Origin of the sequence: Bradyrhizobium sp. 160 (genome assembly GCF_023073735.1) — a bacterium.
Taxonomy (GTDB): domain Bacteria; phylum Pseudomonadota; class Alphaproteobacteria; order Rhizobiales; family Xanthobacteraceae; genus Bradyrhizobium.
This window is the reverse complement of record NZ_JADPKD010000004.1, coordinates 58,834-74,048: the sequence shown is the minus strand read 5'-3', so window position 1 is coordinate 74,048 and position 15,215 is coordinate 58,834. Positions and strand designations below refer to the sequence as shown.

The window sequence follows — 15,215 nt, the reverse complement described above, 5'->3', positions numbered from 1 at the left end:
GTCACAATAGGCTGCCTAAAGGCGGGCTTTACCATTCCAACACAGCGTCCGCCCAAGGATTGATCAACGAGTGCTAAGCGCTCGGCCGGCGCTATAATTCACAAGCGTCGACCTCCTCGTCGGGGAGTTTCTCAGCGTCCAGCTCCAGCCTGTTTTTCGCCTCTTCCAGCTCCCGTGTGACTAGCACGTAGTCTTCGAACGTGCTCGAGGCGCTGATCTGCGTGTCGACCAACAGCCGCAGCTCGTGCCTGAACTGATACTTGCTGACGATCATTCGCCTTTCCTACTATTGCTGGGTTCAGGTACGAGATCCAACTTTTCGAGCTGGCGCGTCGAACAGTTTGCGCTACTTCGGCGTCGCTCAGAGACTCACGAGCGCTCCGACTTTCCGCCCCCGACGCTGTTTACGACGTTGCGTAAAACGATTTCAGAAAGCTGCACTACCTGCCGCTCGAGAAACACAACCAGCTGTGTGAGACGAAGAATTTCTTGTTTGCAGCGCTCTAGCTCGCCCTCTTCGTCTGTCATCGTCGATGCTTCATGGCGATTTGTACTTGTCGTCATGGTTCATATGCCCTCCTTCTGCGAGACGAATCTATTTCGTTCTGCGAACTTTTTTTCGAACACGAATTGCGCCGGCTTGCCTTGACCCCGATCGACAAACCCCTTCGCCACCAATAGCTCGCGGGCCATCGCGCACCAAGCCGGGGCTGCCACAGATCATGATGCGGTCATGCTGCGGCTCCAGTTCCGGCAGTTCGATCTCCGCGAACAGCTTGCCTGAAATGATCAGATCGGTGGCCCGGCCGCGGTTACAGAAGGAATCGCGCGTCACGGTCGGATAGTAGATCAGCTGGTAGCGCACGAAGTCGCCGACCAGTTCGCCGCACGGCAGTTTTTCCGTGATCATCTCGCCATAGGCGAGCTCGGCGACGCGGCGGCAGCCATGCAGCAGCACGACATTCTCGAATCGCAAATAGGTTTCATGATCTTTGATAACGCTCAGGAACGGCGCAAGCCCGGTGCCGGTCCCGATAAGATACAGTTTGCGCCCGTCCCCGAGATTATCGATGACCAGCGTCCCCGTCGCCGTGCGGCTGACGATGATCTCGTCACCCTCCTTCAGATGCTGCAGACGCGAGGTTAAGGGACCATCCGGTGCCTTGATCGAGAGGAATTCCAACCGGTTCTCGTAATGAGCGCTGGCGAGGCTGTAGGCCCGCAGCAGCGGCTTCTCGTCGACCTTGCGCCCGATCATCGTGAATTCACCGCTACGGAAGCAGAACGACGGATTCCGGGTCGTGGTGAAGCTGAAGAGATTGTCCGTCCAGTGATGGACGCTCAGTACTTTTTCCTGGCTGAACTTGCTCATCTCACCGTCCCGGCGAAACTGAGGCATGATCCGAATCCACGGGCCGCGTCCGCGCAAAGTTTGCATCAGTTTTCCGAATGATCATACTACAAGCACCAGATGAGGCTCTCGATGAAGTAGACTCGGACCGATAGCTTCGCGCCCACAACCGCTTTGTCTTTCATGTGAAGATCGGCCTGTGTCCCTCCTGTGGCGATCAATCCCAGGCGCTGCCCATTCACGTAGATTATCCAATCTCTTTACTCTTCCGCCCGCCGGCCTCCCCAGATAAACTTTTTGCCCAGTTCACGCGGGCCGGTAGGCTAGCTTTGCCAGCTCACTCCCGGCCGAGTGGCCGTGCCCCTTCTCGAGCCGCCGCAATGGCAGGTTTGGGCGCATTTGCTCCGACAAACATAGTACATTGCGAACAAACAATCTCGTTCCGCACGTGAGTGTGGTGTCTCGGCTTCAGTGGAGCGCTTCGTACAAAACACCTGTTCCATCTCGCCTGGACCTTGCGCTCGGTTCCCACGCTACTGAAACGAGAAGCCCAACGAGGATCGACGCTCCGACATTCGCCGAGATATCAATCCCCTGAACATGCTTCCTACGACCGTTTGATTGCTGAAGCAGACTGTAACAACTCTGCGATTCTGCTTAATGCAATGAGGCGCGTGTTCACGGCTAAATCCTGCATCTTGGCCACCTTCTTCGATGGATTTCACGCCGCACTGATCCCGAACTTTCCCGGACAGCGGCCTTGTCATGACGGCACATGCTCGGTCCGATGCAGACAGCCGCGTGCTTTCAGCCTCCCCTCAAGCAAGGACTAAAGCCGAAGCACAAGAGACATGGGCACGGACTTCAAGGTCTGCATCGAGCGGCAGTTCGGCGGAATAGAAGGTTCTGTCCTGAACAAGATCGCAACATCACATTGTGTTTGTCGGGGCATTGTACCGGCAGAAGCGTTCGATGAATGGAAGGATGTGATCGGCGGACTTCCTCCATCGGGACGGTTTGGGATGGGCGTTGTGTCGATCAATAAACGAAGTGATGTCTGCCCGGAGGGCGGCGACGCTGCGCCCGCCTGATCTTTTTATCCGGGAGGAGAATGAAGAAAGGCCTGACCTAGTTGAGCCATGACGAACTGGTCGGGGTCAGGTGCACGTGCCAGCGCTGTCTTTTAGCCATCCATCGTTGGATCAGTGCGGACTTGACTTATGCGTGGCGTAATTGTCCATGACGAGATGGACCTCGAGTTCGCGCGGCACAGCGGCCTCGATCTCGTCGTGGAACTGACGGAATTTGGCAGCACGGCGACTTCGCTAGCACTTCGCCGTTGGCTCGTGCTGTCGCAATGTCGAGAGCGGCGAACAGCGATGTGGTGCCATATCTTCTTTAGTCATCCTTCCTTCGGACCGGCTGGCCGGGACGCGTCGGCAGCATGGTGGCTGCGGTCCAGCGCCCGGATTGGGACTTCTCATCCACGCATAGAACGACACCGAGCTCCGGCGGCCGGACGTAAAGGCCCACAGCGTCGCGCACTTTGGCCATGAAGTTTGGATCGTGGAGGCAGACGCGCTCCGCACAACTGGGACCAGCATCGGCAAGGCCTCGGTTCCCCAAGAGCCACGTGCCTACAGTGCCGGCAGTGACCACTCATATATGGTGGCCTCGGAAGGCAATCTGAGAACCGGAGAATTGATGTTTCTCGACTGGCTGGCCGACACGCTGGGTGTTCACTTATGCTGAAGGCTCGGTTCAGCCACCCAGAGGAGCGACAACACCGAAGGACTCGCCTAAGGTCGCAAGCCGGCGAGCCAGTTCCAAGAAGAAATAGCACTGCTGCGTAAGAGCGACATTATGACCACCCAGATCGGTAGTGGCACTGCGAGCTCTAGAAGGCGAAATCACGAAAATCGACGGCGGCGATGCAGCGGCGCAGCGTTGATGTTTTCGACTTTAGGCTCCAAAAGGAACCCGCCCGATCAACTCGGGCGGGCTTTAGAGCGAGTCTCACTCGCCGTTCTTGCGCGGCCGCGACCAGAGCAGGGTGTACCCCTCGCCGCCTTCGTCATCGAACAGGTTCGCGTAGATCGGTACGTTGAAGGAGGGATCGTCGAGCTTGAGCGAGAGGTAGTCGCGGCCCTCCTCGGAGCGCTTCGACCAGGCTGCCCCGATCTCCGCCCGGCCCACGTAGATGCGGTGGCTGGGCGCATTGTCGCTGGAGCGGTTGGTTTCGGCGACGATGCGGACGCCCTTGGTCTGAAGGCTCAGGGTGACGATCTCACCGTGAAACTCGTTACCGACTTTCTTGAACGAACCGATATTAGCCATGTTACTTCTCCTGTTTGTGTTTCGAGCCCGCGACCACCGCGGCCTCGATGGCGATCTGAAGCCGAAGACGATCGGCGACGCACCCGCTTGAAGGGCCGGAGCGCAGCGGAGGACGCCGTTGTGGCGACTTTCTTGTCTCGCGAGGAATGGGCGAAGCCCAGGGGAAGAAAGTCGCATCAATGGCGTTGCGGCTCAGACGATCGAGGCGCAGCCGGTCTTAGGCCAGATCAAGCCATCAAAGAGGCCACGTGCGTCGCGTGCTACCGCAATAAGGAGAAGACGTGGCATATCTCGGTTCCTCTGAACAAGAGCGGCGAACGATCCGGCGTAGAAAGAGAAACAATCTGCTGCAAAGGGCGGTGTCCTCTTCGAAGGAATGATCAAGGGGCACGCCGCACCGCTGCAGCTACGTGGGTTGGGCCGAAATGGACGCGGATTGGTCAAGGCACTCCGAGAAGGACTGGCTCCCTGCTCGCGTCCCGATGATCCCTCATTCAACGTACCGATCTACGCGAACCTGTTCGATGATGAAGGCGCAAGGGTCATCCCTTGCGGAGAGTGGCGGTAAGAACTAGCTGGAACCGCTCCACCGCCCGACCTGACTCGAGTGGGCGGGTCTTCGCCAAAACTCTCAAGCGCGTCCATGCCGCGCCGCCGATGCAAACCGCACGCAGGCAAGCGAAGGCCTCGCGCCAAGCTAGCGAAGGCACCCCGATCTGCGACAGGGCGAACATCACATGATAGCCAGCGATAGCCGCAGGGACGGCGAATGCGGCTGCGATCGTGATGCGCAACGTCCGGATCCGACTGAGGGCGATGGCGACCTGACCAGCGGCAAGCGTCAGCGCGCCGGAAGCAATTCCGATGAGCAGTGCACCGAAAACGCCCGCGCCATCATCCAGACACTGAGTGCGACGAAAAAACGACAAGGCATAGACCGCCAGCGCAAAGATCAGCCAGCAGAACAAGCCGATGCCGAATGTGTTGAGGACAAGTCCAAGGGCAAGCATGGCGGTGGCTCCAGTGCATAGATGTACTGGTCGCGCCTCCCACCACCACCGCGGCGCGGCTTCGGACCTGATATCGAAACGAGGCGGAGTTGCGGCGTGCAACTCCACCCTGCCATCTTAGATGCGAGCAAGACGGCGCTCACGCGCCGCCGAACTTCCAGACGGGAATGCCGAGCCGCTTCGCCTTGTCGGCGAGATTGTCCTGGATTCCAGTGCCGGGGAAGTACATGACGCCGATCGGCAGGAGCCCGAGCATGGCGTCGTTGCGCTTGAACGGTGCCGCCTTGGCGTGCCTGGTCCAGTCGGGCTTGAAGGCGATTTGCGGTACCTTGCGATTGATCGCCCATTTGGAGGCGATGAGTTCGGCGCCTCTCGGGGAGCCGCCATGGAGCAGGACCATGTCGGGATGCTTCCCGTGAACCTTGTCGAGGCGATCCCAGATGAGGTGGTGGTCGTTGAAGTCGAGCCCGCCGGTGAGTGCGATCTTGGGTCCTGGCGGCACCAGGACCTCGGTTTCGGCGCGACGCCTGGCCGCGATGAAGTCGCGGGAGTCGATCATTGCCGCGGTGAGTGTGCGGTGGTTCACCAGTGATCCCGACCGGGGACGCCAGAATGAGCCGGTGTGAGTCTCAAAGCGCTCGATGGCCTGGTCGCGGAAGAGCTCCAGGCAGTTGCGACGCTCGATCAGCGTGATGCCTTCAGCCGTGAGGCGCTCGAGTTCTACCGATCTTACTTCGGAGCCGTTCTGCTCGCGCTGGCTCTTGTGCTGCGCCTGCTCGTTGTCGTCGAGCTGGCGTTCGATGCGATCGACGGCACGATGGAACAAGTTGACGGTCGACCAGAGCAGATCGTCAAGGTCCGGCTCGAGCCGCGTGTCGTTCAGGGTCGCAACCAGGGCGTCGAAGATATCGGCCACGGCCCCGGAGATCATCTTGCCTTCGGGAAGCGGTCTCGGGTCAGGCTGGTCGTCGAAGGGACGGTAGCCGAAGAGCTGTAGTTCGGTGAGGACGTGGTCGGTCGGAGAAGAGGCGTGCGGCGGTTCGACGTCGTCATGGTCGGTCATGGAAGGAGGTCCTTTGCCGGGTTTGGCCGCGCCCTTCGCGGCCTTCGTGGCGATCACTCAGACGGCGGGCGGAACAGGCCAGAACCCGAAGGGCCGAAGCGGCAGCGGAGGATGGCGAAGGCCGGCTATTTTGCTTCGCGATGCAAAGCGCGCTGACTAGACATATGACGTGCGTTTCAATCGCCGGCGCGCGGCGGAAAATAGCCGGGCGCAGCCATTGCCGGCCCGGGCCGCTTGCCGTCCGATCGCCCTCCAGAAGGCGCAAGGTCGCGTCCCCTTCCGGTATTGGCCTCGCCCATGACCGACCTGTCACGGTCGATCGAACCGTCGTGACCTATTCCGCGGGCACCGTCGACGAATGCAGGAAGCGGACGACATCCTCAGGTACGAGCTGAATCCGCAAGGCCGCTCGGAGACCGTCAAGACCGAAGACGTGAAGATCTTCGTTGAAATCGCCCAGCCGTGGTGACAACGCGATCGCTTCAATGCCGGCGTCTGCTGCGCGCTGGGTCAGAAGCGCGAGCACCGTATCACCGGCGGCATCGGCATCGCGAGCGATATAGAGCCGACGCAAGCCAGACGGCAGCAACATGGCCGCGAGGTGGTTGGCCGAAAGCGCAGCGGCCATCGGCATTGTCGGCAACACGTAGCGCAGCGACAGCATGGTCTCGATGCCCTCGCCGGCGGCGAGCACGTCGTCCGCCACGCCGAAACGAACGGCATTGCCGAGGAGGTCGCCCATCGCGCGTCGTGGCGTATCGATCGGAGCCTTGCCCAACCGAACGCGATCAAAGCCGACCGGGTCGAGCCAGGTACGGTGTACCCCGGTGATCCTGTCATCGAGATCAGTGACAGAAGCGATCATCGCCGGCCAGGTCTCGGTCGGCTGCTGCTCGTCCGGCCGATAGTAGCAGCGTGGGTGGAAACGCAGACTGCCGCCATGGTGGACGTCGGCTATTCCGCGCCCCTGCAAATAAGTCTCGACCACGGTCCCCTCGATCGAGCTGGATATTGCAAAGAGCCGGCGGGCGGCCTCTTGCGATCCGGCCGGTGCTGCCGGACCGACGGGCTTTGAGGCGAGTTCCGGTTCAGCGGGAGCCAATTTCAAGAAGCGTCTTGCCTCCTCGGCGACCTCGCGGAAGTCGCGCAATCCCAAGCTTTCGCGGATCACGTCGAGGAGATCACCATGCTCGCCGGTCGCCGCGTCCGTCCATTTGCCGGCAGGCCCCTTCGGCGATTCCTGGAGCCGCACGAACATCGAGCGGCCGGGCGTGTTGTGGACGTCGCCGACCACCCAGTACCGCCCCGCCCGTCTGCCATTGGAAAGATAGTGTCGGCACACCGCTTCGGCATCGCGCGCGAGGCGATGTACCAGGTCGGAGGCATCGCGCGGCATCAGGCGGCCTCCCGCTCACTGACGCGCGCGACCGGATACTGCCCGAGCACCTTTGCCAGGATCTCGACACCACTCGCGTCGGTGGGCACGAACATGCGCAGCTTCCAGGAGATGATCTCTCCGAAGAGGCCGTAGGCGCGCAAGCGGTCGCGCATCGTGTCGTTGAACCCAGACAGTTCGAGGCGGTATGCGCCCATCACCCGCGCACGGCGAAGCTGGAGCCCTTCCGCAAGCTCGAAGACGGTTCTCCCCGCCATCAGCGCTGCAATGGCCACATCCGGCGTTAGCGCCGGCGCGTCAGCCGCGAGGACGTTCGCGACCCAGCTCGCCGAGACCTTGCGGCCGATGACGCGCTCGCCCGCATCGGTCTGGAGCCGATAGACCCGCGTCGATTCGTTCGGCAGCCGCTTCCAGATAGGCAGCAACAAGCCGGCGACGACGTGGATCGTGCTTTCGGTGAACCGGGGGACCTCCGCGAGCTCCGCCAGCCAGGCTGCGGCAAAACGCTCACGATCCGCTTCGATCCAATGGCTTTCCGCCATTATCTTCAGAGGAAAGCTATGCTGCTCCATTGGCCGGATCAGCCGGACGCGGCGCTCGATCTCGCCGTCATCAAGCATGAAACTCGGAGCCGGAAGCTGTACGGCGGCACGGCCCGAGCGCTCATTGATCAAGAGGACGGCACGATCGTCGGAACGACGAGCAAGAGCATCATCAAGGCTCACAGGATGATTAAGCTGGCGCTGGGTGATTGTGAGAAGCCGTGTTTCGGCGCCACTGCCCGGATGCCTATAAATCGTCCGCCGGTCAGTGACGACAAAGCTCTCGGCGCGGAGCGTTTCCAGCCCGACGTCGTAGGTGCCGGATGCAGCTGCACCCTCGATCCGGACGGTCAACAGCTGCTCGAAGACGGTGAATAGGATGTTCTGAAGCTCGATCGTGAGCGCCAGCAACCTGTTCAGGAAGGTCGTGATCGGCGGCAGGTCATCCCTGATCCCATTGGTGTCCGTGAGCTTCAGGCCGGTCGCATCCTCGAATCTCTCGAGCGAGCACCCCTGGACCTTGCCGCGCGCCAGCAGCGTGTAGAGTTGGCGCAACGCGTCACGGCCGTACTGGCTTTCGAGATTGTCCTCGGGCGGGAACAGGCCCTGCCCTCCGGTCTGGCGTTGGCCGCGCGTGATGGCTCCCAACGTGTCGAGCCGGCGCGCAATGGTACTGAGGAAGCGCTTTTCCGCCTTCACATCGGTCGCGATCGGGCGAAACAGCGGCGGCTGCGCCTGGTTGGTCCGGTTGGTGCGGCCGAGCCCCTGAATCGCGGCGTCCGCCTTCCAGCCGGGCTCGAGCAAATAGTGGACCCGCAGGCGGCGATTCCGCGCCGACAGTTCTGCATGGTAGCTGCTGGCCGTGCCACCCGCGTCGGAGAACACGAGGATCCGCTTGACGTCGTCCATAAACGCCGCGGTCTCGGCGAGCTTGGCCGAACCGGCCCGGTTTTCGACGACCAGCCGCTCGCCCTTGCGAACGATGCGGCGTGGGCGGCCGGTGACTTCGGCGACCACGTCGGTGCCGAAGCGCTGGATCACCTGATCCAGCGCACCCGGGACCGGCGGCAACGAGGCGAGCTTTTCGATGAGACGGTCCCGGCGAGCGACAGCTTCCCGGCTCTCAACCGGCTGACCGTCACGATAGACAGGCCGGGAGCAGAGGTTGCCGTCCTGGTCGGTGAAGAGCTCGTAAAGCTGGACCGGAAAGGAATGGGCGAGATAATCGAGGACATACTCGCGCGGGGTGATATCGACCTGGACGTCGCCGCACTTTTCGGTCGGAATCTCGGCGAGCCGGCGCTCCATCAACGCCTCGCCGGTCGAGACGATCTGGATGACGGCGGCATGGCCGGCCTCGAGATCGCGTTCGATAGAGCGGAGCAGCAACGGCGTCTTCATCGAGGTCAGGAGGTGACTAACGAAACGCTGCCTGGCGCTCTCGAAGGCCGATCGCGCGGCCGATTTGGCCTGGCCGTTCAACGTGCCGGTCTCGCCGGTGATGTTCGCGGCCCGCATGGCCGCATCGAGATTGTTATGGATGACGCTGAACGCGCCGGCATAGGCGTCGTAGATGCGAACCTGCTCCGGCGTGAGCTGGTGCTCGATGAGTTCGTACGCGACGCCCTCGTAAGATAGCGAGCGGGCCGCGTAGAGACCGAGCGCCTTAAGGTCGCGCGCCAGCACTTCCATGGCCGCAACGCCACCCTCCTCGATCGCCTCGACGAACTCGGCGCGGGTGGCGAACGGGAAGTCGGTGCCGCCGCACAATCCCAACCGCTGAGCATATGCGAGATTGTGGACCGTCGTGGCGCCGGTTGCCGACACATAGACCACGCGGGCATTCGACAACGCATGCTGGAGCCTCAGGCCGGCACGCCCCTGCTGAGAGGCTGCCCCCGGACGATTGCAAGCAATCGCCTCGAGGTCGCCGCGCTCGCCCTTCTGGCCTGCCGCGTTCTGCATCGCGTGGCTCTCGTCGAAGACGATCACTCCGTCGAAATCGGAGCCCAACCATTCGACGATCTGCCGAACGCGCGACAGCTTTTCACCGCGCTCGTCGGTTCGCAGCGTAGCGTAGGTGGTAAATAGGACGCCTTCCGAAAGCCGGATCGTTGTGCCCTGCCGGAACCGAGACAGCGGCGTCACGAGCAATCGCTCCATGCCGAGGGCGGACCAGTCGCGCTGTGCATCCTCGATCAGCTTGTCCGACTTGCTGATCCAGACTGCGCGGCGCCGGCCCTTGAGCCCGTTGTCGAGCAGGATGCCGGCGACCTGCCGCCCCTTACCCGCAGCGGTGCCGTCACCCAAAAACCAGCCGCGGCGAAAGCGGACGGCATTTTCTGCGTCGTCGCGCGCGGCCGCGACAACGTCAAAGGTTGCATCGACCGTCCAGGAGCCCGCGAGGAATTCGGAATGCGCCTCGCCGGCGTAAATGACGCTCTCAAGCTGGGCGTCCGACAGGATACCATCCGCGACGAGATTGGCCGGCAGATGTGGTCGGTAAGACGGCTTCGGCGGCGCGATCGAGGCCATCGCGGCGGATTGCACGAGCTTGGTCCGGTGTGCATGCGCGCCCGGAATACGGATCGATCGCAATGCGTATTCCTCATAAAGCGCATCGATAAGCCTGGCGCCTTCCGGCGGCAACCACTCGATCGTCTCGTACGAAAGTTCGACGCCTTCTTGCGCGGCGCCGCTGGAAGTAGAGGGAGGACATGGTGCAGAGGCGCCGAGGGACCGTGACGTCACGGGGCGTCTAGCGACCCTGATCACGACTGGGGCGGCAACAGCTAGCCTCGGAGGCAAATGTTGGGTCACCCAGTCGAGCAAGGTAGCGACATCGGCCGCCATGCCGAGCGAGGCAGGAAAGACATTCGGGTCCGCCGCGGGCTGCTTGTCGATCACAAGCAGCCTTGTATCGATCTGAGTTCCGTCCTTCGCGTAGACAGCGCCATCGATGGCGGCAGAGAACACAACTCGCGCGCGTCCCTGAAGGCGAACGAAGGCATCTCGCCACGCCGGATTGTCCGGCCCGAAGCTTGCACCCGTGATGGCGACCAGACGCCCACCGTCGCAAAGGCGCGCCAAGGCCGAAGCGATGTGCCGGAGCGCCGCGTCCGCCATTCGCCGATCGACATTCGCCAGCGCCGAGAACGGCGGATTCATCAAGACGACGCTAGGTACGAAATCGGCTTCGAGGTGATCATCGATCTGGGCGGCGTCGAACCGGGTGACCTCAAGGCCGGCGAACAGGTGATCCAGCAACTCCGCACGGGGTTCGGACAACTCGTTCAATACCAATGCGCCGCCGGCGAGCTCGGCAAAGATGGCGAGCAAGCCCGTCCCCGCAGACGGCTCCAAAACCCAGTCGGAAGGCGTGACGCAGGCCGCGGTACATGCAGCCAGCCTCAGTGGCATCGGCGTCGAGAATTGTTGAAGCGCCTGGCTGTCCTCGGAACGCCGCGTGTGCGTCGGCAGGAGACTGGCTACTCTCGCCAGCATCGGCAACATCGCCGCCGTCGAACCAGCCTTGGTCCCCATCGCCGGACCGAACTTGCGAAGAAATAGAACGGTGGCCGCCTCGCAGGTGTCATAGGCGGTCGTCCAATTCCAGCTACCTGCCGCATCCGAGGCGCCGAAGGCAGCCTCCATGGCGCCACGCAGGACGGCGGCATCGATGCGCCGGCCGCGTTCGAGATCGGTCAAGAGCTGTCGCGCAGCCCTGACTGCAGCGGAGGTGATAGTGGCAGCGGCACGCATCGGGAGCGGCGCGGCGGCAGCGCCGCTTGCGAGAGAGTCGGTCATGGGATTTCTTTCGGAGAGCAGGAACGGGTCGAATCGCCCGGCGCTCTCCTCAAGACCACGGCGATTCAAACTCATCCCGGCCCCACTCTCCCTCTCAGCCTCGGTCATAAGAATGGGGACCGACGCTGAGCATCGGTCCCCGAGCAAGCGCAGGCCAGCCGGAGCCAGCCCTTATGCTGTCACTCAGCCGCGTCGAGCTGTTGCGGATGCTCGTCGCTGCCGTTCTCCGGATCCTCCTCGCCAGCGAGGAATTCTGGCAGCGGGCCCGCTTCACCTTCCGGCTCCGCCGAAGACGGGCTGGAATCGTCGAGGCGCAGCGGCTCCGGCAACCGGCCCGAGCCATCCAGGAGACGCTCGGCCTCTTTGGCCATGTCGGCCTTCTTCAGATGGTCGATCAGTTGCGCCGACGACTCGCCCTTGGCTTCCCGCAACGCCTCCAGAATGCGAGGCTTAGTGACGCGGCCGATGTAGTTGTTGACTTCCAGCCAGCCTGCACCATGTCAACTCCGGCAGCGCGCGCTAGCACGTTGGCCTGGTCGAGACGCGTGCGGACGCCGTGGGCTGAGACGCGACCCTGATTGTAACGATTGGCCGGCTCATAGACGGCGTTGACCGCAAAGATGCGCAGTGGGCGAACAGCGACGCCTGTGCACTACCATCGAGAGCCGTCAGCGCATACCAGAGATCGTTCTCGCTCTTCGGCAACCGTGCGTTCCAGCCCTCATGCCGCACCTCGACAGCCTTAGCCGAGACGCTTTCCCTCAAGCCCGGAGCTTGAGCAGGAAAGGTTGGCGTGCGCAGCCAAATCTCAAGGCAGCTCCCGGACGAAGCAAACCGGTAAAAGGCCGTCAGCACGAAGTTGTGCAGCACTGCCTGGAACGCGATCGCAGGATTTTCGGCCAGCGCATCCCGCAATGCCAGCGCACGGTGCGCCGTCAGTTCAATGATGAGCCGATCTGGCAACGGCCTTGCCGGGTCTTCATCATCCTCCTCGGCTCGGGCACGACACCCGGAACGACCCGCGTCTTAGCCATGCGCTTCTGCTTGACGAGAAGTTCCAGTGCGCGATAACGCCGACCGCCCGCTGGCACCTCGAACATGCCGGTTTCGTTACCCTCCATCGAGTACAGCCCGGACATTCAGGCTCTGCAAGAGAGTGCGCCTCGCAATGCTTTCCGCGAGCTGCTCGATCGAAACGCCCGCTTTCACGCGCCGCACGTTCGACTGGCTGAGCACCAGCTTGTTGAACGGAATGTCGCGCGAGGGCGACAGCGTGATCTTTTGGACAGCCTTGGTCATGTGGATTCTCCACGGGCGGCCGGGAGCCTCTCTCTCGGCCTCCAACCCGTCGCGAAAACCGCATCTCCCCTCTCACTCTCGTTTCCGAAGTGACTGGCAAGATCTTTACGCTGCCTCCTGCTCCGCTCTCTCGGTCGTCATGTCGACAACAACTTCCGGCAAGAATCCAAGGAGATAGTTCGCAACCTTGCTGGCTTGTGAAGCAGCTCGCACAATCGCGCGATTGTCTTCTCGCAGCACTTCAAGCCAGGAGCCAATATAGTCGGCGTGCCGCACCGTCGGCACGATACCGAGCGAAGCGCAACTGAACGCAGACGAGATCTCCGCAACCAGTTCCTCAAACGCGTACTTCCTGGTCCCGTAGCCGCCTGACAAGTCGCGGTTGAGACGTGACGGATGGCCGCTGGCATGCGCCAGCTCATGCAGGGCCGTTCGATGCCAATTGATCGGCTCGAAATAGGCTTGCGGTGGCGGCACCTGCACATAATCTTCTGCCGGCACATAGAAGGCGCGATTGCCGCCGATCCGGAAGTCGATGCTAGTCGCCTTGATAAGCTTTTCGACCCGGGGCTCGATCAGGCCTGGCGGCGGAGGCGGTGCCGTCGTTGTGATCTCGGAAGGCAAGCCCTCGCATTGATCACTGTTGAACACCGTGAAACGCTTGAGGAATGCAATGGCCTGCGCTTCCTCACCGCTCTCGCTCGCGCGCCGCTTTTCGTCGGCCGGCACAAAACGATCGGCGTAGACGACGGTCGTGCCGCGCTCGCACTTGCGGACGTGACCGCCGAGCAACAGCGCCTGGCGAAATGTAAGCCAGCTCTGACCTGTGAATGCGTGTTCGGTGGCGGCCCCCCAGAGGATTAAGATGTTAATGCCGCTATAGTGGCGACCGGTCGCGGCGCTTTTCGGCAAGGCCAATTGCGCCTTCGCCGCCGCGGAGCCCCATGGCTGCACCCACGGCACTCCGCCGGCTTCCAGCTCGGCGATGATCTTGTTGGTGATTTCGTCATAAAGGCTCGCCCGGTCCTCACCGGTGCACGCCCGAGGATAATATCTGGACATCGCGGATCTCCGCGACGGGCGGTGCGAGCCTCTCTCGCAGCCTGTAACCCGTCACGGCAAATCCGCGCGACACTCTTACTCTCAGCCTCTCCGCGAGAGAGTGCGAAATCTACGAGGCGGCCCGCCTTCCGTCCATTTCGTCATAGGGCTTTGGCCTTGACCGCCCAGGGCCGCAGGCCCTGATCAGGCGTGCGCCAACGGCGCATCACCTCAGCGGAAAATGGCACCCGGAGAGCGTGAGCATAGCGACCCGAAGGGGCACGCTGGTCCGAGTGCAGCGACGAGACCGGTTAATAGCGGCACCCGGGAACGGGGCAGTGATAGCGATCGTCGAAGGCGAGCCCCTTTCCCGAGTGCCCCCGGCGAGGAGCTCCGAAGCTCTTGGCGCGAGGGATCGAAGCCGGGCGCCGAGACGCAAAGCGGCTCGGTTTCACGAGAGCCCGATGCGGCGAAAGCCGCACGCGCGCAAGCGGAAGAACTCCGCTCAGACTCGAACCGGCGATCTAGATTTCCTCGCGAGCATGCGTCTGCGCGTCGTAGATCCTGATCTGAAGCAACGGAAAACGCTTCTTTAGTTCTTCGCCAGCCGCCTTGGCGCCGTCTCTGGTTGTAAATTCGGCTTTGAACCGGCCGTCCACTTCAATCGCGTAACCAGAGGTCGGCAATTCACGGGTTGCTGCAACCATTTCATTCCCATTGTGCAGTGAGGTGATGGGAATGATGAGTAGCGTGAGTCGCCCAAACCGCGCCAGAGCCACCCGCCCAACTGGGATGATAGGCCAATACACGTTGTGGATCGGCATCTCTCCGGAACCGCATCAAGGATGGGCATTTGCGTGATCCGAGCAGGTGGCCGGCTTTCCACTTGCCCGGATGCATGCACGATAGAGCCACGGCTCGACGTAGCTGCCCTTCCAGAGTCCCTGGCCGGTACGCTCAGCCTCGCGCTGAGCTTTGTGATATCTTCTCTTCGAATATTGAGGCCAATCCAACGCAAGGCCGTTCCGTACAAGCCATTCAGCGAGATCCCTGCCTGCGACCGAGCAGATCGCAACCGTGCGTCCATGCGGGTCGAGGCTGACTGGAACACAATTGACCGGACGGCGGGCAATGAAGGCGTCAAGGTCGTTCGCGGCCTGCGCACCGCAACGATATTGCAAGCTGTCTTCGCCGCGGCACAGCTGACTGCTCTCCGGTGCATCAATGCCCCAAAGCCGGATTCGCACCCCATGCATTTCGAGCGTGTCACCGTCGATCACGCTGGCCTGTCCAACAAAACCGTCGGCCAACGCCCCGCTCGACATAATGGCGAGAAGCAAACCGACTGCGGTTCGACTCATCCTATTAC

At 62.0% G+C, this 15,215-nt stretch carries 11 protein-coding genes and 3 pseudogenes; 1 reads left to right on the top strand and 13 read right to left on the bottom strand.

All coding sequences use genetic code 11. From position 1 onward, the window contains the following. Nucleotides 1-91: 91 nt before the first annotated feature. The 3 genes and pseudogenes from IVA98_RS00920 to IVA98_RS00910 form a co-directional block, all read right to left on the bottom strand. Nucleotides 92-274: a hypothetical protein gene (locus IVA98_RS00920; RefSeq protein ID WP_247354210.1), complete on the bottom strand. Its 183-nt coding sequence runs from the start codon at nucleotides 272-274 to the stop codon at nucleotides 92-94. A gap of 95 nt (nucleotides 275-369) precedes the next feature. Beyond that, the gene (locus IVA98_RS00915; RefSeq protein ID WP_247354209.1) at nucleotides 370-564 is read right to left on the bottom strand and encodes a hypothetical protein; all 195 of its coding nucleotides are present in this window, start codon (nucleotides 562-564) and stop codon (nucleotides 370-372) included. 3 nt (nucleotides 565-567) lie between these two features. Further along, nucleotides 568-1,372 (bottom strand): annotated as a pseudogene (locus IVA98_RS00910) (ferredoxin--NADP reductase). Between the two features lie 830 nt (nucleotides 1,373-2,202). Here IVA98_RS00910 and IVA98_RS00905 point away from each other — a divergent pair. Next, nucleotides 2,203-2,442, top strand: a complete 240-nt coding sequence (locus IVA98_RS00905) for a hypothetical protein (protein ID WP_247354208.1) — start codon at nucleotides 2,203-2,205, stop codon at nucleotides 2,440-2,442. Between the two features lie 925 nt (nucleotides 2,443-3,367). On the opposite strand, the gene IVA98_RS00900 is transcribed toward IVA98_RS00905, so the two are convergent. The 10 genes and pseudogenes from IVA98_RS00900 to IVA98_RS00855 form a co-directional block, all read right to left on the bottom strand. Then, complete coding sequence (locus IVA98_RS00900; RefSeq protein ID WP_247305839.1) at nucleotides 3,368-3,688, bottom strand: DUF736 domain-containing protein; 321 nt, start codon at nucleotides 3,686-3,688, stop codon at nucleotides 3,368-3,370. Between the two features lie 542 nt (nucleotides 3,689-4,230). Further along, nucleotides 4,231-4,698: a hypothetical protein gene (locus IVA98_RS00890; RefSeq protein WP_247354207.1), complete on the bottom strand. Its 468-nt coding sequence runs from the start codon at nucleotides 4,696-4,698 to the stop codon at nucleotides 4,231-4,233. Between the two features lie 139 nt (nucleotides 4,699-4,837). Continuing rightward, nucleotides 4,838-5,761 carry a DUF2493 domain-containing protein gene (locus IVA98_RS00885; RefSeq protein ID WP_247354206.1) on the bottom strand — a complete coding sequence of 308 codons (924 nt, stop codon included), beginning with the start codon at nucleotides 5,759-5,761 and terminating at the stop codon, nucleotides 4,838-4,840. A gap of 334 nt (nucleotides 5,762-6,095) precedes the next feature. Next, nucleotides 6,096-7,157 (bottom strand): DUF7146 domain-containing protein, encoded by a 1,062-nt coding sequence (locus IVA98_RS00880; RefSeq protein ID WP_247354205.1) that lies wholly within the window; start codon nucleotides 7,155-7,157, stop codon nucleotides 6,096-6,098. Further along, nucleotides 7,157-11,506 (bottom strand): bifunctional class I SAM-dependent methyltransferase/DEAD/DEAH box helicase, encoded by a 4,350-nt coding sequence (locus IVA98_RS00875; protein WP_247354204.1) that lies wholly within the window; start codon nucleotides 11,504-11,506, stop codon nucleotides 7,157-7,159. The genes IVA98_RS00880 and IVA98_RS00875 overlap by 1 nt, the downstream gene beginning before the upstream one ends. Before the next feature lie 179 nt (nucleotides 11,507-11,685). After that, a pseudogene (locus IVA98_RS00870) lies at nucleotides 11,686-12,517 on the bottom strand (DNA-binding protein); the annotation flags it as partial. After that, nucleotides 12,508-12,805 (bottom strand): annotated as a pseudogene (locus IVA98_RS37430) (ParB/Srx family N-terminal domain-containing protein); the annotation flags it as partial. The pseudogenes IVA98_RS37430 and IVA98_RS00870, both read right to left, overlap by 10 nt. A 105-nt stretch (nucleotides 12,806-12,910) precedes the next feature. Continuing rightward, nucleotides 12,911-13,867, bottom strand: coding sequence for an ArdC family protein (locus IVA98_RS00865; RefSeq protein WP_247354203.1), 957 nt, complete (start codon nucleotides 13,865-13,867; stop codon nucleotides 12,911-12,913). Nucleotides 13,868-14,370: 503 nt separating this feature from the next. Then, nucleotides 14,371-14,670 carry a hypothetical protein gene (locus IVA98_RS00860; protein WP_247354202.1) on the bottom strand — a complete coding sequence of 100 codons (300 nt, stop codon included), beginning with the start codon at nucleotides 14,668-14,670 and terminating at the stop codon, nucleotides 14,371-14,373. 15 nt (nucleotides 14,671-14,685) lie between these two features. Further along, nucleotides 14,686-15,207 (bottom strand): thermonuclease family protein, encoded by a 522-nt coding sequence (locus IVA98_RS00855; RefSeq protein WP_247354201.1) that lies wholly within the window; start codon nucleotides 15,205-15,207, stop codon nucleotides 14,686-14,688. Between the last annotated feature and the right edge of the window lie 8 nt (nucleotides 15,208-15,215).